Genomic DNA, 25,864 nt, shown 5'->3' on the forward strand with positions numbered 1-25,864 from the left:
AATTATTGACGTCATGTCCAAAGTTTTCGTACCACTAGGTATCAAAACATGCAAGGTCCGCCGCACGGTTCAGAAATCACCGGTGCATGCATCAGACCACAAAGGAAGACACTGAATGTCCAATACTCTCATCTCGAATGTCGGGTTGTTGCTGTGCCTTGCCCCCGCCGCCGTTCACGCGGTCGAGGTTTCAAGGCCGCTCTGGGCACGTTGGGTGGTGAACTGGGTTCTACCATTCTTCGGCCCGGGGCTGCCACGTCCGTCCGTCGCGCTGACACACGAAGACCAAACCGCCATGCTTGACGCGGCTTTGGGCGCAATGCCCGAAACCAAAGGTCAGGCGGGTGCCGACTACGTCTTTTTGATGTTGTTTGAGCAACGACAAGGCGCACTGGCCTTCATCGCCGTGACCGTCGGTGTGTTCTACGGGCTGACGCTTCCCGTGGCAGATCGCCATGCTCTGCATCTTGTCTTTGGTGTCATGGCCGCACTTTTCACATTGGTAAACGCCAATCACGCGGGCCTCCCGTTTTTGGGCCATCACCCGAAGATTTCACGTAACGGACGCAACGTGGGGCTGGTTTTCGCACCCTTTTGGGCCGTGGCCACTGTCCTCAATTACCTCGCCTTCACCAGCGCGACTTAGCGCCTCACACCAAACCTCATAAGGATCATCTCAATGACACAGACCCTCAAGGCAATCGCACTCGCCACCGCTGTTCTTGCCGGCCCCGCAATGGCCGACGATATCGACACGGTGCGCGCCTTTTATTCCGATATCCTGAGCAATCCGGCAGAAACCACGTCGGAACGCTATTACGAGCTGTTCTCGCCCGATGTCGTGTCCATCCCCACGCCGCCCGGTGGCGAAGGTGCGCAAGGCATGCTCAACACCATCGGCTTTCTTGGGCAAGTCGTCCCCGACCTGACATGGGAGCCACAAGAAATTATCGCGACCGATGACAGCCGCTATATTGTTCGCGGCACTTTCTCGGGCACGCCGGTTGGCCCGTTCTTTGGCGTTGATCCTGCAACGGGCAAATCGTTCGAGGCGATGTCGATTGATATCGTCACCGTGGAGGACGGTCTGATTTCCCATGTCTATCACCTTGAGGACTGGACCGGCGCAATTGCGCAACTGACCGCTGACTAACGGCGCGCCAGATCGAGCGTCCAACAATCCAAGGGTCGCCACAGCCACGTGGCGGCCCAAAACGGCGCAAGATCGGCACCACCCCCGACTGCCGTCACAGCAGACCCAAAAACGCCTGCACCTTGATCGAGCGATGCAAATCCACATGCGTCACGACCCACACCGGAATTTGCCATGCGGGATCAGGCGTGCCGATGGAAATCAGATCAGGGTCAGCATCAGCGTCTGAGATCGGGGCAAAACCAATCCCGAAACCGTCGCGGCCGTTTACCTGTTTATCGCAGTTTCGATCGTGCCTTACTGGCAGGATCTGTCCGGCACGGAAATCCAGGATTGGTTCGCCGGGCCGTTTGCGCGATTTGCCTATATGATGGTCATCGTCCATTTGATGTCGATTGCGACGACAATTTGGGCCTTTGTGCTGCATCGCCGTGCGCCCTAACCGCTGGGGGCGCTGTGGCTGGTCGCCTTGATCACCTTGCTGATCTGTCAGGCGTTCAACTTCACGCTGTTTGGTGGCAGTTATAACCTCGCCCTGCAGTCTGGCACGCTTGACGCCGATGTCGCCCTTCAAACACTTGATGACTGGGACCTGTTTCATAAGATCAGAACGGCTTCGGTCTGTATCAGTGCGTTCATCATGGCGGTGATTTTTGTGAAATCGACACAAGCAGCCGCAGATCGCGCCGGCTAACCCTTCATTGGCGACCCCGTTTCTGGTCAGGTGTCCTTGCGCGCCAGTTTCACGTGCTTCAGCATCTCCTGCACCTTTTCGGTCCGGTGCAGATCGACATGCGTCACAAGCCAGAGCGGTACCGTCCAAGCCTTCTTGAAAGGAAAAGCACGATGGAGACCGGTCGCAGCCTCTGCCTCATGGTCAGCCAGGAAGCCCATGCCGATACCTGCCGAAATCGCCGAAAAGTTGACCTCCAAATTCTTGGATGACAGTGCAATCATATCCGGGTTTATGTGGTCTTTGATCCATGGCCCAAACGGCAGGCGGCTGTCATCGGTTGGTGGAACAACAAATTGATGGCCATCCAGATCGCCTTCGCCCTGAGGCAGGCCACGCCGACTGATATAGCTGCTGTGGGCGTAAAGGCTCAAGCCAACACGCCCGAAACTGCTGACGACATAGTCGGGATGGTCGGGCCTGGCCCCCGCGCGCACCGCAATATGTGCCTCGCCGTATTCAAGCCGGGCAAGGTCTTCGCTGGCATCAATATGGACCTGACATTCTGGGTTCGATGCTTTGAATTTTGCGATGGCCCCCATGAGCAAACCGGCAAAAGGGGCCAGGATCGTGAGTTTGATTTCACCGGTGATTGCGGCTTTCGCCCCTGCCGCGCGACCCGCCAGATCGTAGATCAATTCTTCGGTCTTCTGCGCGACCCGTAACACGTCCGCTCCAAGCTCGGTCAGCGCATAACCACGCGCATGACGGATAAAGACACGCCCGCCCAACTCGGCCTCAAGCAAGTCAATATGACGGTTCACGGTCGCGCGGTGAAAACCAAGCAGGTCAGCAGCCGCGCTGACGGTCCCCAATCTGGCAACATGATATGCGGTCCGAAGCTCTGCCCATTTGTCCATATCTCTAGTGCCTGTTTTGCGCGCATTAAGTGCGATCTGACGCGCATTGAGCGCGCACACGATACATAGCACATAACGGAGGTCCGAAAACCATAATTGCTGGAAAATACACATGACCTACATATCGCTCGGCCTTCGTATCCTACTGACCCTCGCATTTGTTGGTGCGGGTGGCGCCAAGATTGCAGGCGTCGAAATGATGGTCGTCACCTTTGAACAAATCGGATTTGGTCAAGCGTTTCGCTATTTCACAGGCGTCGTTGAGGTTATTGGCGCTGCCCTGCTTTGGTTGCCACGCCGCCAAGTGATTGGCGCGGCAATCTTGGGTGGCACGATGGTCGGCGCTGTCCTGACCCATTTGTTCATTCTTGGGCCATCTGCCTTTCCCGCCATCATCCTCGGCCTTCTGTGCGCAGCCGTTCTTTACATCCATCGCGCCCAAGTTCCCGAAGTTTTGGGCCACATAAACACAGATCAAGTCTGATCGGAGATACCCATGTCAACGCGCGCCAACATCGTCGTTTTTGCGGCCAGCAACAGCACAAAATCAATCAACAAACGCCTTGCTTTGCACGCAGCCAAGATCCTTCAGGATGAATTCAAGGCGCCAGTCGAAATTGAGGCTCTCGACCTTAACGATTATGACATGCCCGTTTACAGCCCCGAACGTGAGGGGCAGGGTATTCCCCGGCAGGCACAAGCCTTTTTCGACAAGCTGGGCGCGGCTGATGGCGTGATCATTTCCCTTGCCGAATACAATGGAAGTTACACCGCCGCCTTCAAAAATATCTTTGATTGGTGCAGCCGCATCAAGATGACGATTTTTCAAGATCGACCAGTGATGGTGATGGCAACGTCCAAAGGCGGACGAGGGGGCGCGAACGTTCTGGCGGCAGCGAAAGGCGGCTTTCCGCACTTTGGCGCGAACATAACGTCCAGCTTCGGCTTCGGCCCATTTGACGAACATTTCGATAGCGAAACAGACCGTTTGAAATCACCTGAATTGGCGTTGGAGTTGCGCGAAGCGATCCTTGCATTTCAAGACGCCATTCCCGCAAGCGCGTGAATTCCGGAAAGGAACATCCCCATGTCGCAATCTACTTCACACCTTCTATTGAAAATCGCTGCCGTTCTATGGACCATTTGGGGACTGGTTCATATGTTCGCTGGTATCATGACGATGAGCCAAGATGCAGCGGGTGCTGTCGCTGGAATTGCCGACGCCGTTGACCCGGCACGCATTGGTGCTGATTTTCACCCGGCAGTCGGCGCAGTTCTGAACCAACATGGATTCAACCTGCTTTGGATCGGCGCTTTCACTGTTGTTGGCAGTGTGTTCATCTGGCGCCATTCGGTGGTGGCCATTTTCATGACAGCGATTGTCGGCTGGGTCACTGATGTTGGCTATTTCATCTTTATGGACCTTGGGCGCTTTGTGCATTTTGTGCCCGGCACGGTGATGACAATCGTATCCTCCGCTGCGGTGCTGTTGAGCCTTTGGGCGCATTTTGCAGGGCTACGCGGGCAAAAAACGTCTTAGCACATAGCACCAACCAGCCCTTTGAACGGCGCGCGGACCTTTGACACATGGAACTTTAGGTCATTTTTATTGATGCTTTGATGGTTGCGGGACCACGCGGCTAAACCTCGACGGCGGTTTGTAAATGGCGGGCCTTTTGCAGTTCTTTAGCCCAGTCAGGCGGCAGCGAACACCGCGTAGGCCATGATCAACACGCAGATCCAGCCCAGCAGGAAAATGATCGGGCGCAGGGGCAGGCGGGCGATGCCGGAAATCATGCCGATGGCATGCACCACCCTGACCCAGAAGAACGCAATCGCTGCCCAATAGGTCAGCGCTGTGAACCCGTCGAGCCTGTCGATGATCAGCACCAGCACCGCAAAGGGGAAGGCCTGTTCCAGCAGGTTCAGATGGGCGCGAAAGGCGCGGTGCACCCAGGGGCGCAGCTTTGACAGATCGTGCGGGCGCCCGAACCCGTCAGTTGCACCGGGGTCACTGGACGATCCGACGATATAAGGAATCCAAAGTGATGCGGCCAAGATCATCAGGCAGGCAAGAATGCCCAGTTCGGTTGGGAAGGTATCCATGGGTATTCTCCTTACATGGCCGCTTTGAGGGCGGTGCCCGTTTCAAGATAGGATTTGAGGCTTGCCGCCAGACGCGCCCAGCCTTCGGCGAACCCTTCCTGACCCGGTGCCAGGTCGTAGTGTTCGATGGTCAGCTTGCAGGTCTCGCCCTGCGGTTCGATCAGATAGACCATATGCGACGCAGGCGCGTCCGGCCCCATGAACAGGGGTTCAAACGTCATGGCGATGCGCGATTTCGGGTCAAGCGCAGTCGTGACCTGCCGCAGCATCGCATCGCCATTGGGCAGGATAAACGCGGTCGCCTCGCCCACCGCCGGATTTCCCTGCACCACGTTGCAGGCAAAATGATAGCGCGCCATTTCGTCGGCTTCGGTCAGCGCGCTCCACAGCGCATCCTGCGTGCAGCGGATAAACGTCTGCATCATGAAATCGGGTTTTCCCATATTGGTCTCTCTTTCCAGTTTACTTTTCAAAGCGCTTAGCGCGCGGGCTTGGGGTTGCAGGAAGGGGGCGACCCAGCGGTCCATGACGTCCTGAAGGGGCAGCGCATTGAGGTAGGCATATTTGAACCGCCCCACATTGCGGGTGACGATCAGATTGGCGTCTTCCAGCACCCGCAGATGCTTCATCACGCCAAAGCGGGTCATGGTCAGGCCAGATTCGATTTCCGTCAGGTTTTGCCCGTCCTGTTTGCGCAGGGCGTCAAGGATCGCACGGCGGGTCGGGTCGTTGAGGGCTTTGAAAATCTTGTCCATGGCTCACAATAGGTGACTATATGGTCACATATCAAGCAGAACTTTGCCAACCACCCACGTGACCTTTGCGGCGGATTGCGATACTGTCGCCACGCAACGGCGCAACAGGTTGAATTTATGCAGTTTCTCGACACTCCCCAAGGGCGTCACATTGCCTATTACATCACAGAAGGCGCGGCCCCCACCGTGGTGTTTCTGGGTGGATTCATGTCCGATATGGCAGGAACAAAGGCTGTGTTTCTGGAAGACTGGGCGCGCAACACCGGCCGTGCATTTCTGCGATTCGACTATTCGGGTCACGGCCAGAGTAGCGGTAGTTTCACCGAGGGATGTATCGGTGACTGGTGCGCGGATGCCCGCGCCGTGCTGGCATTGATCGACGGGCCTGTCGTGCTTGTCGGGTCGTCCATGGGCGGCTGGATTTCCCTGCTTTTGGCGCGCGCGATGCCTGCCAAAGTTGCCGGGCTGGTCACGATCGCCGCTGCGCCCGATTTCACCGAGGACAGCATGTGGGCCGGATTTGACGCCGATCAACGCGCCGCGCTTGTGCATGACGGGAAAATTGCGCTGCCATCGGATTATGATGACCCCTACACCATCACCCGCCGCCTGATCGAGGACGGGCGCGACAATCTGGTGTTGCGCGCGCCCCTGAACCTGCCGTTTCCGGTGCGGTTCCTGCAAGGCACGGCCGATAGGGATGTGGAAATGTCGGTTGCCTTGCGATTGCTGGAACACGCCAAGGGGCCGGACATGCGCCTGACGCTGGTGGACGGGGCCGACCATAGGTTTTCCGACGAGACCTGCCTTGACCTGATCACCGCATCCGTGGCCGAGGTGATTGCGCGCGCCTGAGGGGCAGCTGCAAACGCGATATCGTGCCGGCGGCACAGGTGACGCAAGGTTTCGCTAGGGGGATTTGGGCCGCCATGCATAACCTTGGCCAAACGGGGGGAACGCATGGCACTTACATTATCGCAAAAGGCGGGCTGGGGGCTGGCCGACATGGGCATCGTCGTCTTTGTCGTGGTCAAGCAGTTGTTGGTTTTCGCATTTCTGACCAGCCAGTTAGGCGTGCCTGTGGGCCTCGCGGGTGCCGTGACCACGGCGGTGCTGATCTTTGACATCATCACCGATCCGCTGGTGGGTTATCTGTCGGACCATACCCAAAGCCGCTGGGGCCGCAGGTTCCCGTGGATGGCCCTGGGTGCGGTTGTCATGGCGGCGGGGATGATCGGCTTGTTTGCGGTGCCTGCGGGCATGGGCACTTCGGCAAATCTGGCATGGGTGGTCGGGTTCTTCGTGATGGCGACAATCGGGTTCACGATGGTCGCCGTGCCTTACGGTGCGATGGCGGGCGAGATTACCCAAGATCCGCGCGAAAGGTCGACGATGACGGCCTGGCGCATGGGATTTGCCAGTATTGGCATCCTGGTGGGCGGGGCATTGGTGCCCGGCCTTGCGGCGGGGCTGGGCCACGCCACGGCCGCGATTGTCGTATCGCCCCTGATCATTGGTGCGATCTGGCTGTCGATCTTTCTGACACGGCGCGCCCCGCGTATCGCGCAGGCCACCACGGTTGATCCGCGCGCGGTGATCACGCTGGTGCTTGGCAACCGTGCCTTTGTGGTGCTGACCGTGCTGTATGGCGTTATGACCATGGCGATTGCGCTGATCACGGCGGGGCTGCCCTTTGCCGCGCTTTATCTGATCATCGATTCCGGCGATACGCTGCTGTCAGGTGCTGCCACCGCCCTGACCACCCTCAGCCTGATGTTCGCCGCCTTTGTTCTGGGTGCGATCCTGTCCCAAGCGGTGTGGGTCGCCCTGTCGCGCGCGCTGGGAAAGATGGGTGCGCTGGTTCTGGGGTTAAGCCTTTATATTCTTTTGATGGTCGTGCTTTACTTTGAGCTGCCGTCGGTCAATGTCACTGTGATTGCAGGGCTTTTCGTGCTTGCGGGGATGGCCAACGGCGCATACCAGCAAATCCCCTTTGCGATGTATCCCGACCTGATGGATGTCACACGGACGCAAAGCGGCCAGGCGATCGAGGGGGCGTTCAGCGCGATCTGGCTGTTCGGTCAAAAGGTTGCCAACGCCATTGCGCCGCTGATCCTTGGTGCCATTCTGACGGCATTTGGCTGGGTGGAGACCACGCAGTCGATTGTCGTGCAACCGGACGCAGCACTGGGCGCGCTGCATGTGGCGATTACGCTGGTGCCAGCGGGCATCCTTGGGTTGGCAGTTGTCGGGCTGCTGGCGTTTTACCGCCCGCCTTTGGCGCACCAGCGCGGGCCGTGACGCAGATTTGGGTTGCGCCTGCCCTGCGGGAACAGGCATCAATCGCGTGTCGCGCCCCCGGACGGGGCGGCAGGGGATGGCATGAACGAACCACTGGTCTTACTTCCGGGCATGATGTGTGACGCACGCATTTTTGCACCGCAGATTTTTGCGCTTTCCACCGACATGGCTGTCATGGCCGCGCCGATCACGCGCGGTGAACGGATCGAGGAAATCGCCAGCCACATCCTGACGCTTGCCCCGTCGAAATTCGCACTGGCGGGTCTGTCGATGGGCGGGATCGTGGCGCTGGAAATCGTGCGCCGCGCGCCTGAACGGGTGACACGGCTGGCCTTGATGGATACCTCGCCCTTGGCGGAAACCCCGGCCGAGGCCGCCGCGCGCGAGGCGCAGATCGTGGGTGCGCGCGCAGGAAGGATGCTGGATGTGATCCGCAACGACATGCTGCCAAACGTCCTGCGCCCCGGACCGGAACGGGGTGATCAACAGGCGTTGATGCTGGACATGGCGGCAGACCTGGGCCCCGAGGTTTTCGTGCGCCAGACCCGCGCGCTGCAACGGCGGCGCGATCACCAGATGACCCTGCGAAAAATCCGCCAGCCTGCGCTGATCCTATGTGGCGCCGATGACAGGTTGACCCCACCCAAACGCCACGAATTCATGGCGCAACTGATTGAATTTGCACAGCTTCGTGTGATTGATGACGCGGGGCATTTGCCGGTCTTGGACCAACCCGCCGCCGTGACGGCCGCGATCCGCGACTGGATGAAACAGCCCTTGGTGCTGCGCTAGATACGGCGCGCGGCGGCCTCGGGCAGGCCAAGGGCCGCGCGGTCTTGGGGCGTCAGAACCGTGGGGCGCACCACAGGTTTCAGTGTATGCACGTCGAAAAAGGGCGTGTGTTTCCAGCGCCCCGTCAGGCGCGCGGCCAGGGTCCGGCACACCATCCGCCAGATCATCTTTGCCAGGCCTTTGTGGGCCTGTTTGCCATCGCCCTTGTCGATGAAACCATCGGCGATCACGGGCCCAAGCGGTGCCGTATCACGCGCGCGCGACACGTAAAGGCTGGCAAAGGGAAACTTTGGTGAACCCATGGTGTTGAACAGCGGCGCGCCACAGCATGTCGCATACCAGCGCAGCAGTGATCCCGCGCGCAGTGACAGCACGGCAAGGTTTTCAGCACCGCTGTCAAAACGCACGCGATCGGGTGTGGTTTGGAAATAGGAAACGCCATCGGGGCGCGGGTCCGGTTCGCCAAGGTGCATGACCGCCCCGCGGCAATCGTTGCAATGGCAGCGTGCGTGGGTGCCCGCCGATAGCGTGATCTGCGTCAATGCCCCTTTGACCTGTCCGCAGCGGCATGCGAAATCGACGTCCCGTGCCGCGCGGCCCATCAAAGGGCTACGTTCGAAAGACCCGCGTCTGGGGGGAGGTCCTTGTGTTTGGCGCGGCGCAGCTTGCGCGTTGGATCGCCGCTGTTTGCATCAATGAAATCAAGCACAAGCGGGCGAATGTTGTTGCGCCAGCTGCGCCCCGCGAAGATGCCATAGTGGCCCGCACCCGGTTCAAGGTGGGCCGCCTTTTTGTCGTCTGGCAGGCTTGTCAGCAGGTCCAGCGCCGCAAGGCATTGGCCGGGGGCGGAAATATCGTCTTCTTCGCCCTCGACGATCTTGACCGCCACGGTCGTGATCTTGCCGAAATCGACCTTTTTGCCATCAACCCAGAAATCATTGCGGGCAATGTCGCGCCCCTTGAAGATGCGTTCCACCGTCGAGAGGTAAAATTCCGCGGGCATATCCATGACGGCCAGATATTCGTCGTAAAACGTGTTGTGCCGGTCATGTTCGCCATCTTCGCCCTTGGCGATGCGCATGATCTGGTCCTGAAACGCCTTGGTGTGGGTTTCGCCGTTCATCGAGATGAACGAGGCAAGCTGCAACAGACCCGGATAAACCAGACGCCCCACGCCCGCGTATTTAAAGCCGACCCGCTGGATCATCGTCTGTTCCAGCTGGCCCATGGTCACGGAACGGCCAAAGTCGGTGACTTCGGTGTGGTTCGCCTCGGGGTCGACGGGGCCGCCAATCAGGGTCAGGGATGCGGGCTGTGCCTTGGGGTCTTCCGCGGCCAGATAGGCGGTGGCGGCAAGGGTCAGCGGCACCGGTTGGCAGACGGCGATGACGTGGATGTCACTGCCCAATGCCTTCATGAAATCAACAAGGTAAAGGGTATAGTCCTCGACATCGAACTTGCCCGCGCTGACGGGGATGTCACGGGCATTGTGCCAGTCGGTGATATAGACCTCGCAATCGACCAGCAGCGATTTCACGGTCTTGCGCAGCAGCGTGGCATAGTGGCCCGACATGGGCGCGACCAGCAGAACGCGGCGGTTGCGCGCCTTGCGGCCCGGCACCGCGAAATGGATCAGATCGCCAAAGGGGCGGCTGACCACGGTGTTGATGCTGACCAGATGGTCCTTGCCATCCTCGCAAGTAAAGGTGCTGATGCCCCAGTCGGGCTTGGCGACCATGCGGCTGAAGGATCGTTCCGTGACCTCGCCCCAGGCCTTGAGCATCTCCATGCCCGGATTGGGCCAGAGCGCAACGGCAGGGTAGGATGCAAATGCGCGGGCCGTTGCCCCCAACCATTGGTTGGTGTTGCGCATGCTTTCCATCATGTCATAGGTCATCATATACTTCACAAAGACACCTCCGGGTGTTTGGCGCAGCAGGGTAGTTTGGTCGCATTGACGTTTCGTAAACGCCAAGGCAGATGCTGCACCTGCAAAGTAGGGGTGAAATCGCGATATGACAACTGATGATTCAACCGACGACACTACATCTGGTGAAAGCCTTGCCAAGCTTGAGGCAAATCTGGCCAAGATCGAAGGGTTGACGCAACGTCTGGTCAACGCGCTGGCACACAAACGCAATGTTCCAAAGGATCTGCAGGGCCCCGATCAGGAACTTTATCTGAAGGCAGCCTCCACCTATTGGTCCGAAATGATGGCCAACCCCGCCAAGATGATCGAACATCAGGTCGGGTATTGGGGAAAAACGGTCAAACACTTCGTCGAGGCGCAACAGGAACTGGCCAAGGGCAATCTTGTCGCCCCGCCCGATGATACCCCCACCGACAAACGGTTCGCCAATCCGCTGTGGCAAACCCACCCCTATTTCAACTTTGTGAAACAGCAATACATGATGAATGCCAAGGCAGTGCATGATGCAGTTGCCGAAGTGGACGGGCTGGATGACAAAGACCGCAAGCGGCTGGAATTTTTCAGCAACCAGATTGTCGACATGTTCAGTCCGACGAATTTTCTGGCCACAAACCCCGATGCCCTGACCCGCGCCGTCGAAACCGAAGGCCAAAGCCTGCTGGACGGGCTGGAGCATCTGGTGGCCGATCTGGAAGCCTCGGGCGGGGAATTGCAGGTCACGCTGGCGGATAAATCCGCTTTCAAAATCGGTGAAAACATCGCAACCACCCCCGGTGACGTGGTGTTTCGCAATCACATGTTCGAGCTGATCCAGTATCGCCCGACCACGGAAAAGGTGTTCGAGACCCCGCTGATCCTGTTTCCGCCCTGGATCAACAAGTTTTATATCCTTGATCTGAAAGAACAAAACAGCCTGATCAAATGGATCACCGATCAGGGCTACACGCTGTTTGTCGTGTCCTGGGTCAACCCCGATGCCAGTTATCGCGACACCGACATGACGGACTATGTGCAGGACGGGTATCTGGCGGCGTTTGCGCAGGTGAAATCCATTTGCGACGTCAAAAAGGTCAACGCCGTGGGGTATTGCATCGCTGGCACGACCCTGTCGCTGACGCTGGCGCTGATGAAGGCGCGCAAGGACAAATCGGTCAATTCCGCGACCTTTTTCACGACCCTTACGGATTTTTCCGATCAGGGCGAGGTGGGCGTGTTCCTGAACGACGATTTTGTCGACGGGATCGAGGAGGAAGTGCAGAAATCGGGCATTCTGGAAAGCTTTTACATGTCGCGCACCTTTTCCTATCTGCGCAGCAATGACCTGATCTATGGGCCCGCGATCAAAAGCTACATGATGGGGCAGGCACCGCCTGCGTTCGATCTGCTTTACTGGAATGGCGATGGCACCAACCTGCCGGGCAAGATGGCGGTGGACTATCTGCGCGGCCTTTGCCAAAGCGACACGTTTGCCAACGGGACGGGTTTTGCCATAGCAGGGCAAAAACTGCACCTGAAAGACGTTGATGTGCCGCTGTGCGCCATTGCCTGCGAAACCGATCACATCGCCGCGTGGAAAAGCAGCTATCGCGGCGTGCAAAAGATGGGCGCCAAGGACAAGACGTTTATCCTGTCCGGGTCGGGCCACATCGCCGGGATCGTGAACCCGCCCAGCAAGGTCAAATACGGCTATTCCCTGAACGATGACCTGACATTGTCGCCCGAAGACTGGCAGACTGCCGCAGTGCAGCATGACGGATCGTGGTGGCCCGAATGGGAAGGCTGGCTGCGCAAGAAATCCGGCAAGCAAGTGCCTGCCCGCACCCCCGGCGATTCGACACATCCGGTGTTGTGTGCGGCACCGGGAACCTATGTTTCGGCCGCACCCGCCAAGTGACGCAGGGTTAAGTGCTTGATTTTGCAAGCGCAGAAAAAATCTTATGCTGCGGTGCAGAAAAAACTTGAAATGCCGCGCTGCAGCATGCATATTGTGGTTAGAAATTCACAGCGGCACTGCCGCGACCGACCCTGAAAGGTTCTGACCAATGGCTAACACACAAGACTTCACCGCCGTCATGAAAGACATGATGGGCGCATTCCCCGTCGACACCAAAGCAATGGAAGAGCAGTTCAAGACTTCCACAACCTTGGCTGAAAAAATGTCCGCCGTCACCATCGACGCCGCTGGCAAATCCACCGAACTGTCCGCAAAGTGGGCACAGGACACACTGGGCAAGCTGCAGAAGCTGACCGCTGCCAAGGCCGAGCCTGCCGACTATGCAAAATCCGTCACCGATTTCGCATCCGCGTCTGCCGAAGCTGCTGCTGAAAACATGGCCGCTTTCGCTGAAATCGCGAAAAAAGTGCAGACCGAAACACTGGAACTGCTGATGGCCGCTGGCAAGGACATGTCCGAGGACATGACAACTGCCGCCAAGAAGGCAACCGCCGACGTGACTGCTGCTGCGAAGAAGGCAACAGCGAAGTAAGACAAGGGAATTCTGACGGTCTTTCCTCCCTGAGACCGGACGACACCCGAGGGCGAGCCTGCATTGCGCAGCTCGCCCTTTCTTTTTGTGCAAAGGCGGCATAGGCTTCTCTGCACTGCAACATATCCGGGGAGGATACCGTGGCCGAGTCGAACAAACCGCTGTTGATCAAGCGCTACGCGAGCCGCAGGCTCTATAACACCGAAACCAGCGACTATGTGACGCTTGAGGATATCGCAGGCTTTATCCGCGAAGGCCGCGAGGTGCAGATCGTCGATCTGAAATCCGGCGACGACCTGACCCGCCAATACCTGTTGCAAATCATTGCCGAACACGAAAGCCGCGGCGAAAGCGTGCTGCCCGTGGACGTGCTGACCGATCTGGTGCGCAGCTATACGACGCAGGCCACATCCGTGGTGCCGCAGTTTCTGGCGATGAGTTTCGACATGTTGCGCGACGGGCAATCCAAGATGGCTGAAAGTGTCGGTTCAATGAACCCCTTGGCCAATATGCCCGGCTTTGAAGCAATGCAGGCGCAGCAACAGGCGTTTTTCAAGGCGATGACCGGCGGGATGATGGGCGGCACGACCCCAAAGGCCGACCCGCAGCCCGAACCCGAAACAGATGACCTTGATGATATCAAGGCCGAGTTGGCCGCATTGCAGGCGAAACTGTCCAAACTGGGCAAATAGGGCGGGCCATGGTGGCATCGACGGGCCGGATTACCCTGTGGGGCGTCGAGGTGTTCGTCGCCACCGCCGAAGAGGCCAGCATCAGCGCTGCCGCGCGCCGTCTGGGCACCTCGGCCGCGACCGTCAGCCAGCAGTTGACCAACCTTGAGGGCGCGATTGGCACATCGCTGCTGAACCGCTCGGAACGCCCCGTGACCCTGACACCGGCGGGCGAAATGTTCCTGCGCCGCGCCAACACCATCCTGAACGAGGCCGATCAGGCCCGCGCCGAACTGGCCATGGCCGATCTGTCACGACTCACCCGGTTCCGCCTTGGCATGATCGAGGATTTCGATGCCGATGTGACACCGCGCCTGCTGTCGGACATGGCTGACACCCTGAAAAACTGCCAGTTCTTGCTGGAAACCGGCGCATCGCACCGGTTGTTTGATCTGCTGGAAACCCGTGCACTGGATGTGGTTGTCGCCACCGATATGGGGGCTGCAGCCCCGTGGATGGAGGTGCATCCGCTGGTGCAGGAACCCTTTGTCGTGGCTGTGCCCAAGGGCAGTGTGACGGGGGATGCGGCCCGCACCCTGCGCCGGATGCCGCTGATCCAATACACCACCCGCCATCACATGGGCCGGATGATCGCTGCCCATCTGGCGCGCCAGAACCTGACAGTGTCGCACAAGTTTGAACTGGACAGCTATCACGCGATCATGGCGATGGTGGCTGCCGGTGCGGGGTGGACGATCCTGACGCCGCTGGGCTGGCTGCGCGCGCAACGTTTCCGCGATCAGGTCGACGTGATCGCGCTGCCATTTGCCCCGCTGACACGGGTGATTTCGCTGACCGCGCGCCGTGATGTGCTGGGTGATATGCCCGCGGGCATCGCCGCACAACTGCGCCCGCTGTTGCAGGGGATGATCGTTGATCCCGCCCGCGCGCAATTGCCATGGCTGGGTGGTGATCTGGCGGTGCTGGGGGGCTAGCCCCCCGTCCTGGCGGACTCCCCCCAGAGGTATTTTTGAACAAAAGAAGGGGTCTTAGGTGCCGAACGCGCGGGGGCTGCCCATGACCGCGGTCGCTGAATCTGTCAGGGCCGTGGCGATATAGCTGCATTCATCAAGCGAAAGGCGGGCGGGCAGGCGCACATCGCAGGCCTTCATCAGCATCGCGCGGGTTTTGGGCAGATCGGGTGTTTCGATGAATTGCCAGTTCCAGAAGGCCCGCGCGTTGTCGCTGGATTGCCCGAATACCTGCACCTTGACACCGCGCGCGGCGGCGGCGGCGGCAAAGGCCTGCGTTTCGTCCGGTGTCAGATCGACAAGGTTGAACTGGATGCTGTCAGGCGCGCGGCGTTCGGGTGCGAGGGCGGGTGGAACATGCAGATAGGGCGAGGCGTTGAGCCGGGCCGCAACATGGTCATGATTGCGCAACCCGTCACGCACGCGGCGGGGGAGTTCACCCAGCTGCGGGCGGATCACGGCTGCCGACAGATTGCCAAGCCGTTGATTATAAAGCGGGAGTTTGTTTTGCCAGCGCGCAAAGGCATCCTGCAGCACGGGGTGCTTTTGCCAGTTGTGTTCGTAGGCACCCGACATGATGACCGCGCGCGCGATCAGGTCGGGATCGTCGCTGACCATGATCCCGCCTTCGCCCGCGTTCAGCAGTTTGTAGGATTGAAAGCTGAAACAGCCGATCGCCCCGATCGTGCCGATATTGCGCCCGTGCCAGGTTGTGCCGATGGAATGGGCGGCGTCCTCGATCACCGGAATTTGCGCTGCGTCACACAGTGCCATGATCGCATCCATGTCCGATGTATGCCCGCGCATATGGCTGATGATCACGGCCTGCACTTCGGGCAGTTTGGCGGCGAAATCATCCATGTCGATGCGGTAGTTATCGCCGCATTCGGCCAGAACGGGGATGCAATCGGCGTGAACCACGGCCGATGGCACCGCGCCGAAGGTAAAGGCGGGGATCATGACGCGGGCATCGCGGGGCAGGCCAAGCGCCTTGAGGGACAGGAACAGGGCCGCCGAACATGACGACACGGCCAGTGCGAACCTTGCCCCCAGCATCTGCGCGAATTCCTGTTCCAGCAGGGTTACGGGTGCGTTCGCAGCGGCGGTGTAGCGGAACAGATCACCGGAATTGAGCAGGTCCTGCACGGCCACAAGCGCGGCGGCGGGGATTGGCTCGGCATCGTAAACATTGGGGGCTTGCGTCATGTTTTCGGCTTTCCTGAAACGGGACTTTGGATTTTCCTAACATTAAGGAGGTGACAAATCCATGACAATCCCCGCGCGGATCGCCCGAAAGCCGTTTATTGCCTAATATCCCAGTCTGTCGCGCAACCCGAACCACGCAAGCGCCGCACCCAGCATCGGGGTGCGCAGCAGCGGCCCCCCGGGAAAGCGCGGAGTTGGCAAGGTCGTCAGCGTGTCAAAGCGCCCCGCTTGCCCTGCCACGGCCTCGGCCATGATCCGCCCCGCAAGGCCCGACAGCGCCACGCCATGCCCCGAAAAGCCGCCCGCCGCGACCATGTTTGGCCCAAGGCGCAACAGGCAGGGCAGGCGGGTCGTCGTGATCCCGAGGGTGCCGCCCCATGCATGATCAATCGCCACGCCGCGCAATTGCGGAAACATCTGCTCCATCCGTCCGCGCAGCAGTCCGGCGATGTCGCGCGGAAACCCAAGAGAGGCATTTGCGCGCCCGCCAAACAACAGGCGGCCATCGCCGGAGAGGCGGAAATAGTTCACCACATGCTTGCTGTCAGCCACGGCAATATCGCGCGCCAACACATCACGCGCGCGATCACCAAGGGGGGCCGTGGCGATCATGAAGCTGTTGATCGGCAGAACGCGGGCGGCGTATTTGCCAAACAGATGCGGCAGATAGCCGTTGCCGGCGATGATCACGTGATCGGCGCGCACACGGCCTTGCCCGGTGCGCACCACGGCGGGTTGTCCGGCCTCCACGTCGTGCACTTCGCTGCGTTCATGGATCACAGCGCCTGCATTTTCTGCCGCATGGGCAAGGGCAAGGGCATAGCGCAGGGGCTGCACATGGCCCGCGCCGGTATCCACCAACCCGCCCTGATAAAGCGGTGATTTTACAATGGCTTGAAAGCTGTCGCGGGTGTGTTTTTCAATGGCATCATAGCCGTATTCAAGGCGCAGGAAATTTGCCTCGTCATGCAGGGCGCGGACCTCGGGGGCGGAATAGGCCCCATCGGCCACACCGGATTTGAAAGCTGCGTCTGGCGCATGGGTGGCGCAGAAATCGCGCACCATTGCTTTGCCTTCCTCGGCGAAGTCCCACATGGCGCGGGCGTTTTCGCGCCCCAGTCGCTGGGCGATCCAGCGCGGGCTTTTGTTGAAGCCGGAACAGACCTGCCCACCGTTGCGCCCCGATGCCCCGAAACCCGCACGGTGGGCCTCGAGGACAATCACCTTGAGCCCTTTTTCAGCCAGCGTCTTGGCCGCCCAAAGCCCCGTATAGCCCGCCCCGATCACGCAGACATCGGCGCGTTGCTGCCCGCGCAGACCGGGCCGTTCTGGGCCAAGATCGACGCCTGTCGCATAGGCGCTGGCCGGGTAGGTGGCGGGGCGGTCATTGCGGTAAAGGGCGTTGGACATCAGGGTGCCTCGCGCAGATCGTAATACTGCAAGGTATAGGCTTCGGGCCGGGTGGTGGCGATCTGGGTCGCGTCTGTTACCCCGCCCTTCACGACGATCCGGTAGCATTCGTCACAGTCACTGCCCAGTTGTGCGGCGACAAAGGCTGTGAAGGCCGCGTCGGCATCCACCTGAATGCGGGTCAGTTCGGTGATCCGGTCAAGAACCGTATCGGCCAGGGTGTCGGCACCGTCGATCTGCACCTGCATCTGGTGATACTGCATGTCGGTAAAGGGGATGGGGGCACCGTTGCGCAGGATCGGCGCGGAATTGTCGATATCGCCAATCACTGCAGGGCCGGCAGGCGAGATATCGACGGATGACACTGCCGCCCCGTCGGGCAGGGTGTCTTGCACGGCCTGCATGACCATGGCGCTGTGCGTGTCGCGATCAAAAAAGGCCGTGGCAGGGGCGATCATTGTCGGCAAATCAAGCGTCAGTTCCGGCACCTGACGTGGCACAGGCAGGCCACCCAGAGGGCGCAGATCGAGAAAGCCGAAATTCGGATCCTCGGACACGGCCAGGATCGCGGCGAGGTAATCATCATAGCTGTCATATTGCGCGACCTGCGGGATCGCGCTGACGACGCTGCCGGTGTCGATACCCGTCAGGGTGCACGGGGTCGCACAACCATATCCGGCGATGAACAGATCGTCACGATAAAGCGAGATGACCGGCGCGGCATCGGGCTGCGCCAGCATTTCACGACTCAGTTGGGTGACATCCGTGCCAACCAGCGCGGCATTGTCTTGCGCGGCAATTACGGCATTGTCGCGCAGCACCACAGGCGCGCCATCCCCGTCATGGATCATCAGGGCGAGCGTGCCTGTCGCAAGGTCGTGATCGCGCAGGACGAAAACCGGATCGGGTGCGGCAGGCGCGGCAGGTTGCTCGACCACCACATCGGGTTGCGCGGGTTCCATTGGTTCCCGGATGCCAAACAGCATCCAGAACACCAGAACCAGAACCGCCAGCGGCGCGATAAAGAGCAGAAGTTTGCGTATCATCCTAGACGTTTAGCAACAAATGCTCGCGCTCCCAAGGGCTGATCACTTGCAGGAATTCGGTATATTCGGCCCGTTTCACGATCGAATAGACGCGGGCAAATTCCGGCCCCAGAACGCTGTGCAATTCAGTGGCTTCGTCAAACAGATCAAGGGCTTCGAACAGGCTTTGCGGGATGTCGTCTTCGGCGTCATAAGCATCCCCGCGGAACCGTTTATCGGGGCGGGTTTCGTTCATCAGACCCAGATACCCGCAGGCCAGCGAGGCGGCGATGCAAAGGTAGGGGTTGCAATCCATCCCGGCGAGCCGGTTTTCAATGCGCCGCGCTTCGGGTGATGACACAGGAATACGGATGCCCGTTGTGCGGTTATCACGGCCCCATTCAAGGTTGATGGGCGCCGCATGGTCGCGCACATAGCGCCGGTAGCTGTTCACATAGGGCGCGATCACGGCGATGGCGGCGGGCATATGTTCCTGCAAACCGCCGATAAAGTTGAAGAACGCGTCGGTTTCCCCGCCCTGTGGGCCGGTAAAGATGTTCTTGCCGGTTTCCGTGTCCACGACCGAATGGTGGATGTGCATGGCACTGCCTGGCTCGCCCTCGATCGGTTTGGCCATGAAGGTGGCGAAACAGTCGTGTTTCAGCGCCGCTTCGCGGATCAGGCGTTTGAAATAGAACACTTCATCGGCCAGTTTCACCGGATCGCCGTGCAGCAGGTTGATCTCAAGCTGGCCAGCGCCGCCTTCCTGGGTGATGCCGTCAATTTCAAAGCCCTGAATTTCGGCGTATTCATAAATGTCGTCGATCACGGGGCCGTAGTCATCGACCGCGCTCATGGAATAAGCCTGACGCCCAGCTGCCGGACGCCCCGTGCGGCCCATCATCGGTGCAATCGGTTTGGCCGGATCAATATTGCGCGCGACCAGAAAGAACTCCATTTCCGGCGCAACCACAGGCGTCCAGCCCTGTTTGTTGTAAAGGTCGACAACCCGTTTGAGCACATTGCGCGGGGCAAACTCGACGGGCTTGCCCTTTTGATCAAATGCGTCATGGATCACCTGCAAGGTGCCATCCTCGGCCCAAGGCGCGGCGGTGGCGGTGGACAGGTCGGGGCGCAGGTTCATATCGGGTTCAACGAACCCTTCCGGGCCTGCGGCTTCGCCCCAATCACCGGTGATGGTTTGGAAAAAGATTGAATTGGGCAGGTGGAAATGCGCCTGCTTTTCCCATTTGGCGGCCGGCACGGCCTTGCCGCGTGCGATGCCGGGCAGATCGGCGATCACGCATTCGACCTCGTCCAGGCGGTTGTTTTCAAGGTAGGTCTGCGTTGCCGCAGGTATCTTTTTGATCCAGTCTTTCATGACACGTCTCTTGTTTTGAAAAAGCGGGCGATCTTGTCGGCCAGCAATTGATTGTCCACCGGTTGATCCAGCGTCGATGACGCCGCAGTCAGCAACGGGTCGGGCACCACGCCCTTGCCGCGGGTTTTGATCAAACCGTCGATGAAGGATGCGCCAAATTCCGGATGGGCCTGCACAGTAAAGGCGCGGTTGCCATAGGTGACGGCGGCGTTGGCGCAAAAGGGGTTGGCGGCCACGGGCGTTGCCCCTTCGGGCAGGGCCGTGACTTGATCCTGATGCCAGGCGTTCAGCGCAACCGTGTCACCGCCCCAGTCATAGGTCTGGCGTCCCACGGCCCAGCCTTTGTCGAACTTTTCGACCCGCCCCCCCAACGCCTGCGCGATGATCTGGTGGCCGAAACAGACGCCAACCATGGGCATGCCATTGGCGTAAATCTCGCGGATCAGGGTTTCCAGCGGTGGAATGAAGGGGTGATCTTCGTAGGCGCCGTGCTTGCTGCCCGTGATCAGCCAGCCATCGGCATCGGTCATGGCAGACGGAAATTCCATGTCCACGACACTGTAGATTTCAAAGTCAAAGCCATGCCCCGCCAGCAGCTTTTCAAACAGCGAACCATAGTCGCCAAGGGTCGGGCGCAACTCGTCCGGTGAGTGGCCTGTTTGCAGAATACCGATTTTCATGATGCACCAGAGTTTGACTGCGCTGACGCTAGTCCGAGAATTTGATCAAATCAAGCCCCGCTAGCGGATGATCTGTGGCCGGATTTTCAGTTTGGCCCGCCGATCAGATGGTAAATGGCGGTTCAGATAGCGGTTCACAAGGCCGAAACAGCCGATGATCGCCAGCGACAGCAAGATGAAATACCCCGCCAGAATCGGGTAGGGCACAAAGGGGTTGAACGTCTTGTCGGCAAAATAGTTGGCGTAATACAGCGCGTCCCCGCGTTGCTGCCACGCCGGAAAGCCGGTGAAATAGACAAGCGTGGTGGCGTGGAACAGAAAAATCGCTTCGTTCGTGTAGGCGGGCCAAGCCAGGCGTAGCATTGTTGGCCAAATCACCCGGCGAAACCGCGCCCAGCCCGACAACCCATAGGCATCTGCCGCCTCCACATCGCCCTTGGGGATGGACCGCAGCGCGCCATAGAAAATCTCGCCCGTGTAGGCGGCGGTGTTCAGGAATAACACGATCAGCGCCCCCAGCCACGCCGAGGTGAAAGCATCAAACATCGGGTTCACGCTTTTGAGCGAGAGGAACAGAAAGTAGGCAAAGAAGAACTGGATAAACAGCGGCGAGCCGCGAAAGATAAAGATGAACCATTCCGAGGGCTTGCGCAGCCAGACATGGCGCGAGCCTTTGCCAAGGGCGACGACTGTGGCCAGAAAGAACCCGAACAACAGGGCGAAAATGCCGAAATAGATGTTCCAGATCATCCCCGAGCCGATCAGCGTGAACTGCTGGCAGAGCGTGAAATCAGAGCGCGGCAACAGGCGTTCACCGATGCCGATCGCGCGCAAGCCGTAGTCCATGATGGTCTGAACGCAGCTCATGCGATGCCCTTTCGCTGGGCTTCGCCGCCGGTTGTGGCCTGCCCATGGGTTAGCCGAACCATCAGCCGTTCGAGCACGACCTCGGACAGTTTGGTGAACAGCAGGTAGAACACCAGAAGGGCGGCGAAATACCAGATGCGCCAATCGCCATGGGGGTAATTGGTAAACTGCGGTGTCTTGGTTCCGCCCAGTTCGCGGGCCCAATAGACGATGTCCTCGACGCCCAGCAGGAACAGCAGCGGTGTCGCCTTGATCAGCACCATCCAGAGGTTGCTAAGGCCGGGCAGGGCATAGACCCACATCTGCGGCACAAGGATGCGCCAGAACGTCTGGCGGTGCGACATGCCATAGGCCTCGCCGGTTTCCATCTGCCCGCGTGGCACGGCGCGCATAGCCCCGAACAAAACGTTGGCGGCAAAGGCCCCGAACACGATGGCGAAGGTCAGCACCGCAAGGAAAAAGCCATAGGTTTCATGGACCCATTGCGCGCTGGTGCCCAGCGGCAGTTTTGCCTCTTGGCAGACGATGAAATCATTGCCCTGACGAATGGCATCGGGCCAGTCTGGGCATTTCACGCGGTGGCGGACGTATTCAAACATCTGGTCCAGCGCGATGACGAAAAACAGAAAGAACGCGATGTCGGGCACGCCGCGCACCACCGCTGTATAGGTCTTGCCGATCCAGCGCAGGGGCGCGATCCGGCTACGGGCGGCAGATGCGCCCATGAACCCAAAGGCAAGTGCTGTCGGGGCGGTGATCGCCAACAACAGCAACACCGTCCCAAAGGACGCATAAAAGGCCAGGTGTTTGCCTGTGGTCAGGTAGCAGGAAAGCCACGCAAGACCACTTAACTGGCTGGGATCGGCGCAAGATTCGAAAATGGGGATACCCGTTCCTTGGTGTGGCAGGGGCAGCGCTGGCCGCCCCCGCCGGTTGTCAGCTTAGAATGTGCTGGCCACTTCCCATTTGGTGATCAGTTCGTTCAACGAACCGTCTTCCTTCATGGAAGTGATCGCCGCATCGAACTTGTCGCGCAGTTCGGTGTCGCTTTCGCGGATACCCATGCCGACGCCGCCGCCGATCATGACTTCCTGTTCCAGCATCACCAGATCGGCCGAGCCTTCCATCGCGCCCACAAGGAACGATTTGTCGGCAAAGACCGCATCAGCTTCGCCGTTGCGCACGGCCGCGATGGTTTCTTCGGGTGTTGCGAATTCAACCAGCGTCCAGCCCTGTTCGGCGATATAGCCCGCCTGAATGGTGCCGGTCTGGGCGGCGACAACGCCGCTGGCAGGGTCCACGTCAGCCGACAGCGCCAGATAGGATGTCGGATCTGGTGGCGTGTATTCCTGCGTGAAATCAATCACTTCGTCGCGTTCATCGGTGATCGACATACCGGCGATGATCACGTTGTAGTTGCCCGAAACCAGGTTGGGGATAATGCTGTCCCACTCGTTCGTGACCCACTCGCAGGTCAGTTCGGCGCGCGCGCACAGCTCGTCACCCAGCTCGCGCTCGAAGCCGTCAACTTCGCCGGCATCATTGAGGAAGTTCCACGGAGGGTAGGCGCCTTCGGTGCCCATGCGCACAACGCTGTGGCTTTCGGCAAATGCCATGCCAGCCGTAAAGGCAAGCGCGGCGGTGGAAAGGATCAGTTTTTTCATTTTCAATCTCCCGTTGATGAACTGATTGGTGGTTCAGGTGTCGTCGCGGGCTGGAAACCAGACCGCTGCGATGTCGTTGATTGTGCCGTCGCTCAGCATGCCCGTCAGGATCAGATCGACCCTTGCGCGCAGGGCATCGTCGTCGGGGCGAAAGGCGATTGCCGTTGGATCGACCGGCACGTCGATGGTGCTGACGATGCGCAGGTCGGGATAGGTGGTCAGCAACATGCGTTCCATATAGGCGGGGCTGCCGCAGGCAAGCGCGACTGCGCCGCTGCGCACCGCATCAAGCGCGGCCTGTCCGGTGTTGACCAACATGACGTCATAGCCCGATTCCGTCAGGTGTTCCGCGTAGACCGTCGCAGACTGCACGGCGATCCGCGCGGTGGACGGGTCAATATCGCGGGTCAGCCCGACAAGCGCCGAGGAATCGCCGGTTCCCCCCAGATAGCCTTGGGAAAAATCGACCCGTTCGGCACGTGACGCACTGGCGGCCATGCCGCCGATGATCATGTCGTAATCGCCGTCGATCAGCCCGTCGATGATCCCGTCCCATTGCACGGAAACCCATTCGCATTCGGTGTTCAGACGGGCGCAAATCTCATCGCCCATATCCTTGTCGAACCCCATCAGATTGCCCGACGAATCCGACATGATGTAGGGGGCAAACCCCGCCTCGGTGCCGATGCGCAAAGGGTCGGCGGCGGCCGGTGTGGCCAGCAATATCAGGGCAAGCGCGCGGATCATGCAGCACTTCCTGCCGACAGGAACCCCTGCAGGCGTTCGGTTTGCGGGTTGCCGAAAACAGCGTCTGGCGGGCCTTCTTCTTCGATCTTGCCCATGTGCAGAAACACCACGTGGTCGCTGACATCCGCTGCCAGACGCATATCGTGTGTCACGATGATCATGGTGCGCCCTTCGGCGGCCAGGTCCTTGATCACCTTGATGACTTCCTGCTCCAGTTCGGGGTCCAGCGCGCTGGTCGGTTCATCGAACAACAGCGCCTTTGGCTCCATGCATAGCGCACGCGCAATCGCGGCGCGCTGTTGCTGCCCGCCCGACAGCATCGCCGGATAGGCATCGCATTTGTCGCCGATCCCCACCTTGTCGAGATAGCCGCGCGCGGCCTTTTCCACTTCGGCAGGGTCACGTTTCAGGACAGTGACCGGCGCTTCCATCACGTTTTCAAGGATCGTCATATGCGCCCACAGGTTAAACTGCTGGAACACCATCGACAGGTTCGTGCGGATACGGATCATCTGCGCACGATCACCGGGGTGGCGGCCAAGGCCGTGACCCTTCCAGTGGACAGGCTCGCCACAAAAGATCACATCGCCCTGCTGGCTGTCCTCAAGCAGGTTGGCACAGCGCAGCAACGTCGATTTGCCCGAACCGGATGACCCGATCAGGCTGACGACATGGCCCGCAGGGGCGGAAATATCCACACCCTTGAGCACTTCAAGCGCGCCGTAAGATTTGTGTAGATCGCGAATTTCGATCACGGGGGTATTTTCGGTCATGGGTCGGCAGACATCCCTGTTTGACGTGGGATTAGGGCGCATTTTCAATCTGATTGCAACGACTCGCTGGTCTGTGACCCTACGTTAACGGCAAATCGTCAGCGACAGGGGGCGGAAGCGGCAGATCGTAGGCCGATTCATGCAATTGGACGATGTCGCGCAGCCCAAGCACATCGCCGTGCGGTTGAGGCAGGGCGTCTATCGCGGCTTGAATGGCTGCAAAAACGGGCGCCGGATCGTTGGCGCGCGCGGTGATAAATGTCAGGGCAGGCGATGGGTCGGTATGGCCAACGACGCGCAGGCCCGCCATCTGCGGCTCCCAGCGCTGCAGGTTGCGCCAGGTCACGCCGTCAAGCGCCGCCAGATCGGCGTCACCGGCCAGAACGGCGCGCGCACTGGCCAGATGCGCCCCGGTTTCGCGGTGGGGGGCAAAGGTAAACCCGCGCGCCTGCGCCCAAAGCTGTGGCGCGCCCCAACCCGATTGCGACAGGGGATCATTATAGGCAAAGCGGTAGGCACGCGCAGCGTCAGGGGTTTGCGCCGGATCATCGGCGCGCACCAGAAAAACGCTGTGATAGTAACCGCTTGCGACCCCGCCCAACCCGTAGTCCGCGGCACCGAGCAGCGTCACGCGGCCGCGAAACTGCGCGCGGTAGGGCAGGTTGCAGATCATCCCGAGGGTCAGATCGGGGCGCTGCCAACTGGCGATATGGCAGATGTCATGATCAAGGGCATCGGGCGCGCGATGGCCGTGATCGCGCAGATGATCGCGCACCAAGCCCCAAAACGCATCATGTGCTGCGCGGTTTTCAGGGCGCGCATACATCGGCAGGCTTGCGATCACGCGCGGCGCGCCTCGACCTCTTGGCGTAACGCGCCACTTTCCTGATCGGTCACGCCCAGCATCGGGGCGACCATGCGCAACAGGCTGTCTTCTTCGGGGCGGCGCACCCCATCGGCCAGCACGATTTCCCAAAAGGCGGAAATCACCGCGGCGCGGTCCTCGTAGGGCACCACATCCTTGATGACGCGGGTAAAGCGCACGGTGTCGGGCGCGTCATGTTCGATGTGTTCGCACTGCGCACGCAGCTTGGCCGCAGCAACCACGTCCAGTTCATAGCGTTTTGCCAAAATCCGGTCGATCCGGGCGATTTCCTCGGCGCGATAGGCACCATCGGCCTTGGCGATACGCACCAGCATGGCCCCGATCGCAAGGCGGGCATCCGCATCGTCAACGGGGGTTTCCGCGGGGCCGGTCAGGCGTTTGAAGAAATCTGCGAACATGCGTGACCT

The 25,864-nt window shown here is 59.8% G+C and carries 30 protein-coding genes; 12 read left to right on the forward strand and 18 right to left on the reverse strand.

The features are described 5' to 3' along the window. Positions 1 to 115: 115 nt before the first annotated feature. Positions 116 to 646, forward strand: a complete 531-nt coding sequence (locus tag SJY21_RS15180; protein WP_377512603.1) for a hypothetical protein — start codon at positions 116 to 118, stop codon at positions 644 to 646. Between the two features lie 33 nt (positions 647 to 679). Next, positions 680 to 1,153 (forward strand): ester cyclase, encoded by a 474-nt coding sequence (locus SJY21_RS15185; protein WP_377512606.1) that lies wholly within the window; start codon positions 680 to 682, stop codon positions 1,151 to 1,153. 94 nt (positions 1,154 to 1,247) lie between these two features. Here the strand turns inward: SJY21_RS15185 and SJY21_RS15190 are convergent, their stop codons facing one another. Both SJY21_RS15190 and SJY21_RS15195 read right to left on the reverse strand, forming a co-directional pair. Continuing rightward, a complete protein-coding gene (locus tag SJY21_RS15190) occupies positions 1,248 to 1,727 on the reverse strand; it encodes a hypothetical protein (protein WP_377512609.1) in 480 nt (159 codons plus the stop codon). Between the two features lie 146 nt (positions 1,728 to 1,873). Beyond that, positions 1,874 to 2,746 carry a LysR family transcriptional regulator gene (locus SJY21_RS15195; RefSeq protein ID WP_377512612.1) on the reverse strand — a complete coding sequence of 291 codons (873 nt, stop codon included), beginning with the start codon at positions 2,744 to 2,746 and terminating at the stop codon, positions 1,874 to 1,876. Positions 2,747 to 2,858: 112 nt separating this feature from the next. Between SJY21_RS15195 and SJY21_RS15200 the strand changes: the two genes are divergently transcribed. The 3 genes from SJY21_RS15200 to SJY21_RS15210 all read left to right on the forward strand — a co-directional run bounded on the left by SJY21_RS15200 (position 2,859) and on the right by SJY21_RS15210 (position 4,286). After that, positions 2,859 to 3,230, forward strand: a complete 372-nt coding sequence (locus SJY21_RS15200) for a DoxX family protein (RefSeq protein WP_377512615.1) — start codon at positions 2,859 to 2,861, stop codon at positions 3,228 to 3,230. A 12-nt stretch (positions 3,231 to 3,242) separates the two neighbouring features. Continuing rightward, positions 3,243 to 3,812, forward strand: coding sequence for an NADPH-dependent FMN reductase (locus SJY21_RS15205; RefSeq protein WP_377512618.1), 570 nt, complete (start codon positions 3,243 to 3,245; stop codon positions 3,810 to 3,812). A 93-nt stretch (positions 3,813 to 3,905) separates the two neighbouring features. After that, entirely contained in the window at positions 3,906 to 4,286 is a 381-nt protein-coding gene (locus tag SJY21_RS15210) for a hypothetical protein (RefSeq protein ID WP_377512621.1), read from the forward strand. Between the two features lie 155 nt (positions 4,287 to 4,441). Here the strand turns inward: SJY21_RS15210 and SJY21_RS15215 are convergent, their stop codons facing one another. After that, complete coding sequence (locus SJY21_RS15215; protein ID WP_377512624.1) at positions 4,442 to 4,852, reverse strand: MAPEG family protein; 411 nt, start codon at positions 4,850 to 4,852, stop codon at positions 4,442 to 4,444. Between the two features lie 11 nt (positions 4,853 to 4,863). Further along, on the reverse strand, positions 4,864 to 5,607 hold the full coding sequence (locus tag SJY21_RS15220) for a metalloregulator ArsR/SmtB family transcription factor (RefSeq protein WP_377512627.1): 744 nt from the start codon (positions 5,605 to 5,607) through the stop codon (positions 4,864 to 4,866). 117 nt (positions 5,608 to 5,724) lie between these two features. On the opposite strand from SJY21_RS15220, the gene SJY21_RS15225 reads away from it, so the two are divergent. From SJY21_RS15225 to SJY21_RS15235, 3 genes are all read left to right on the forward strand, one after another. Beyond that, the gene (locus SJY21_RS15225; protein WP_377512630.1) at positions 5,725 to 6,462 is read left to right on the forward strand and encodes an alpha/beta fold hydrolase; all 738 of its coding nucleotides are present in this window, start codon (positions 5,725 to 5,727) and stop codon (positions 6,460 to 6,462) included. A gap of 105 nt (positions 6,463 to 6,567) precedes the next feature. Beyond that, positions 6,568 to 7,908, forward strand: coding sequence for an MFS transporter (locus tag SJY21_RS15230; RefSeq protein ID WP_377512633.1), 1,341 nt, complete (start codon positions 6,568 to 6,570; stop codon positions 7,906 to 7,908). A gap of 81 nt (positions 7,909 to 7,989) precedes the next feature. Then, on the forward strand, positions 7,990 to 8,700 hold the full coding sequence (locus tag SJY21_RS15235) for an alpha/beta fold hydrolase (protein ID WP_377512636.1): 711 nt from the start codon (positions 7,990 to 7,992) through the stop codon (positions 8,698 to 8,700). On the opposite strand, the gene SJY21_RS15240 is transcribed toward SJY21_RS15235, so the two are convergent. Continuing rightward, positions 8,697 to 9,302 (reverse strand): DUF6151 family protein, encoded by a 606-nt coding sequence (locus SJY21_RS15240; protein WP_377512639.1) that lies wholly within the window; start codon positions 9,300 to 9,302, stop codon positions 8,697 to 8,699. The genes SJY21_RS15235 and SJY21_RS15240 overlap by 4 nt on opposite strands. Continuing rightward, a complete protein-coding gene (gene phaZ / locus SJY21_RS15245) occupies positions 9,302 to 10,609 on the reverse strand; it encodes a polyhydroxyalkanoate depolymerase (RefSeq protein ID WP_377512643.1) in 1,308 nt (435 codons plus the stop codon). Before phaZ ends, SJY21_RS15240 begins: the two co-directional genes overlap by 1 nt. Before the next feature lie 106 nt (positions 10,610 to 10,715). On the opposite strand from phaZ, the gene SJY21_RS15250 reads away from it, so the two are divergent. From SJY21_RS15250 to SJY21_RS15265, 4 genes are all read left to right on the forward strand, one after another. Then, positions 10,716 to 12,524, forward strand: a complete 1,809-nt coding sequence (locus SJY21_RS15250; RefSeq protein WP_377512646.1) for a PHA/PHB synthase family protein — start codon at positions 10,716 to 10,718, stop codon at positions 12,522 to 12,524. 148 nt (positions 12,525 to 12,672) lie between these two features. After that, positions 12,673 to 13,116, forward strand: coding sequence for a phasin family protein (locus SJY21_RS15255; protein ID WP_377512649.1), 444 nt, complete (start codon positions 12,673 to 12,675; stop codon positions 13,114 to 13,116). Positions 13,117 to 13,256: 140 nt separating this feature from the next. Then, positions 13,257 to 13,808, forward strand: coding sequence for a polyhydroxyalkanoate synthesis repressor PhaR (gene phaR / locus SJY21_RS15260; RefSeq protein ID WP_377512652.1), 552 nt, complete (start codon positions 13,257 to 13,259; stop codon positions 13,806 to 13,808). Positions 13,809 to 13,816: 8 nt separating this feature from the next. Beyond that, a complete protein-coding gene (locus SJY21_RS15265) occupies positions 13,817 to 14,782 on the forward strand; it encodes a LysR family transcriptional regulator (protein WP_377512654.1) in 966 nt (321 codons plus the stop codon). Between the two features lie 54 nt (positions 14,783 to 14,836). Here the strand turns inward: SJY21_RS15265 and SJY21_RS15270 are convergent, their stop codons facing one another. The 12 genes from SJY21_RS15270 to SJY21_RS15325 form a co-directional block, all read right to left on the reverse strand. Continuing rightward, positions 14,837 to 16,024 carry a DegT/DnrJ/EryC1/StrS family aminotransferase gene (locus tag SJY21_RS15270; protein WP_377512657.1) on the reverse strand — a complete coding sequence of 396 codons (1,188 nt, stop codon included), beginning with the start codon at positions 16,022 to 16,024 and terminating at the stop codon, positions 14,837 to 14,839. A gap of 102 nt (positions 16,025 to 16,126) precedes the next feature. Beyond that, complete coding sequence (locus tag SJY21_RS15275; RefSeq protein WP_377512660.1) at positions 16,127 to 17,434, reverse strand: NAD(P)/FAD-dependent oxidoreductase; 1,308 nt, start codon at positions 17,432 to 17,434, stop codon at positions 16,127 to 16,129. Next, positions 17,434 to 18,480 (reverse strand): hypothetical protein, encoded by a 1,047-nt coding sequence (locus tag SJY21_RS15280; RefSeq protein ID WP_377512663.1) that lies wholly within the window; start codon positions 18,478 to 18,480, stop codon positions 17,434 to 17,436. The genes SJY21_RS15275 and SJY21_RS15280 overlap by 1 nt, the downstream gene beginning before the upstream one ends. 1 nt (position 18,481) lies before the next feature. Beyond that, a complete protein-coding gene (locus SJY21_RS15285; RefSeq protein WP_377512666.1) occupies positions 18,482 to 19,840 on the reverse strand; it encodes a glutamine synthetase family protein in 1,359 nt (452 codons plus the stop codon). Further along, positions 19,837 to 20,520 (reverse strand): type 1 glutamine amidotransferase, encoded by a 684-nt coding sequence (locus SJY21_RS15290; protein WP_377512668.1) that lies wholly within the window; start codon positions 20,518 to 20,520, stop codon positions 19,837 to 19,839. Before SJY21_RS15290 ends, SJY21_RS15285 begins: the two co-directional genes overlap by 4 nt. Before the next feature lie 60 nt (positions 20,521 to 20,580). Beyond that, the gene (locus SJY21_RS15295) at positions 20,581 to 21,387 is read right to left on the reverse strand and encodes an ABC transporter permease (protein ID WP_377512671.1); all 807 of its coding nucleotides are present in this window, start codon (positions 21,385 to 21,387) and stop codon (positions 20,581 to 20,583) included. Beyond that, on the reverse strand, positions 21,384 to 22,268 hold the full coding sequence (locus SJY21_RS15300) for an ABC transporter permease (protein ID WP_377513264.1): 885 nt from the start codon (positions 22,266 to 22,268) through the stop codon (positions 21,384 to 21,386). The genes SJY21_RS15295 and SJY21_RS15300 overlap by 4 nt, the downstream gene beginning before the upstream one ends. Before the next feature lie 60 nt (positions 22,269 to 22,328). Further along, complete coding sequence (locus SJY21_RS15305) at positions 22,329 to 23,051, reverse strand: transporter substrate-binding domain-containing protein (protein WP_377512674.1); 723 nt, start codon at positions 23,049 to 23,051, stop codon at positions 22,329 to 22,331. 33 nt (positions 23,052 to 23,084) lie between these two features. Further along, positions 23,085 to 23,798 (reverse strand): substrate-binding periplasmic protein, encoded by a 714-nt coding sequence (locus tag SJY21_RS15310; protein ID WP_377512677.1) that lies wholly within the window; start codon positions 23,796 to 23,798, stop codon positions 23,085 to 23,087. Further along, the gene (locus tag SJY21_RS15315) at positions 23,795 to 24,571 is read right to left on the reverse strand and encodes an ABC transporter ATP-binding protein (RefSeq protein WP_377512680.1); all 777 of its coding nucleotides are present in this window, start codon (positions 24,569 to 24,571) and stop codon (positions 23,795 to 23,797) included. Before SJY21_RS15315 ends, SJY21_RS15310 begins: the two co-directional genes overlap by 4 nt. Positions 24,572 to 24,650: 79 nt before the next feature. After that, positions 24,651 to 25,415: a phosphate/phosphite/phosphonate ABC transporter substrate-binding protein gene (locus tag SJY21_RS15320; RefSeq protein ID WP_377512683.1), complete on the reverse strand. Its 765-nt coding sequence runs from the start codon at positions 25,413 to 25,415 to the stop codon at positions 24,651 to 24,653. Next, positions 25,412 to 25,855: a TerB family tellurite resistance protein gene (locus SJY21_RS15325; RefSeq protein WP_377512686.1), complete on the reverse strand. Its 444-nt coding sequence runs from the start codon at positions 25,853 to 25,855 to the stop codon at positions 25,412 to 25,414. The genes SJY21_RS15320 and SJY21_RS15325 overlap by 4 nt, the downstream gene beginning before the upstream one ends. Positions 25,856 to 25,864 lie beyond the last annotated feature (9 nt).

Origin of the sequence: Octadecabacter sp. R77987, from assembly GCF_042466115.1 — a bacterium.
Classification (GTDB): Bacteria; Pseudomonadota; Alphaproteobacteria; order Rhodobacterales; family Rhodobacteraceae; genus SW4.

Coding starts and splice junctions, on each gene's coding strand:
- SJY21_RS15280 (WP_377512663.1), bottom strand. CDS start 18,480: ATGATACGCAAACTTCTGCTCTTTATCGCGCCGCTGGCGGTTCTGGTT.
- SJY21_RS15195 (WP_377512612.1), bottom strand. CDS start 2,746: ATGGACAAATGGGCAGAGCTTCGGACCGCATATCATGTTGCCAGATTG.
- SJY21_RS15255 (WP_377512649.1), top strand. CDS start 12,673: ATGGCTAACACACAAGACTTCACCGCCGTCATGAAAGACATGATGGGC.
- SJY21_RS15230 (WP_377512633.1), top strand. CDS start 6,568: ATGGCACTTACATTATCGCAAAAGGCGGGCTGGGGGCTGGCCGACATG.
- SJY21_RS15220 (WP_377512627.1), bottom strand. CDS start 5,607: ATGGACAAGATTTTCAAAGCCCTCAACGACCCGACCCGCCGTGCGATC.
- SJY21_RS15325 (WP_377512686.1), bottom strand. CDS start 25,855: ATGTTCGCAGATTTCTTCAAACGCCTGACCGGCCCCGCGGAAACCCCC.
- SJY21_RS15215 (WP_377512624.1), bottom strand. CDS start 4,852: ATGGATACCTTCCCAACCGAACTGGGCATTCTTGCCTGCCTGATGATC.
- SJY21_RS15210 (WP_377512621.1), top strand. CDS start 3,906: ATGTTCGCTGGTATCATGACGATGAGCCAAGATGCAGCGGGTGCTGTC.
- SJY21_RS15275 (WP_377512660.1), bottom strand. CDS start 17,434: ATGTCCAACGCCCTTTACCGCAATGACCGCCCCGCCACCTACCCGGCC.
- SJY21_RS15250 (WP_377512646.1), top strand. CDS start 10,716: ATGACAACTGATGATTCAACCGACGACACTACATCTGGTGAAAGCCTT.
- SJY21_RS15290 (WP_377512668.1), bottom strand. CDS start 20,520: ATGAAAATCGGTATTCTGCAAACAGGCCACTCACCGGACGAGTTGCGC.
- SJY21_RS15315 (WP_377512680.1), bottom strand. CDS start 24,571: ATGACCGAAAATACCCCCGTGATCGAAATTCGCGATCTACACAAATCT.
- SJY21_RS15185 (WP_377512606.1), top strand. CDS start 680: ATGACACAGACCCTCAAGGCAATCGCACTCGCCACCGCTGTTCTTGCC.
- SJY21_RS15270 (WP_377512657.1), bottom strand. CDS start 16,024: ATGACGCAAGCCCCCAATGTTTACGATGCCGAGCCAATCCCCGCCGCC.
- SJY21_RS15180 (WP_377512603.1), top strand. CDS start 116: ATGTCCAATACTCTCATCTCGAATGTCGGGTTGTTGCTGTGCCTTGCC.
- SJY21_RS15240 (WP_377512639.1), bottom strand. CDS start 9,302: ATGGGCCGCGCGGCACGGGACGTCGATTTCGCATGCCGCTGCGGACAG.
- SJY21_RS15235 (WP_377512636.1), top strand. CDS start 7,990: ATGAACGAACCACTGGTCTTACTTCCGGGCATGATGTGTGACGCACGC.
- SJY21_RS15285 (WP_377512666.1), bottom strand. CDS start 19,840: ATGAAAGACTGGATCAAAAAGATACCTGCGGCAACGCAGACCTACCTT.
- SJY21_RS15305 (WP_377512674.1), bottom strand. CDS start 23,051: ATGAAAAAACTGATCCTTTCCACCGCCGCGCTTGCCTTTACGGCTGGC.
- SJY21_RS15295 (WP_377512671.1), bottom strand. CDS start 21,387: ATGAGCTGCGTTCAGACCATCATGGACTACGGCTTGCGCGCGATCGGC.
- SJY21_RS15205 (WP_377512618.1), top strand. CDS start 3,243: ATGTCAACGCGCGCCAACATCGTCGTTTTTGCGGCCAGCAACAGCACA.
- SJY21_RS15265 (WP_377512654.1), top strand. CDS start 13,817: ATGGTGGCATCGACGGGCCGGATTACCCTGTGGGGCGTCGAGGTGTTC.
- SJY21_RS15200 (WP_377512615.1), top strand. CDS start 2,859: ATGACCTACATATCGCTCGGCCTTCGTATCCTACTGACCCTCGCATTT.
- SJY21_RS15310 (WP_377512677.1), bottom strand. CDS start 23,798: ATGATCCGCGCGCTTGCCCTGATATTGCTGGCCACACCGGCCGCCGCC.
- SJY21_RS15225 (WP_377512630.1), top strand. CDS start 5,725: ATGCAGTTTCTCGACACTCCCCAAGGGCGTCACATTGCCTATTACATC.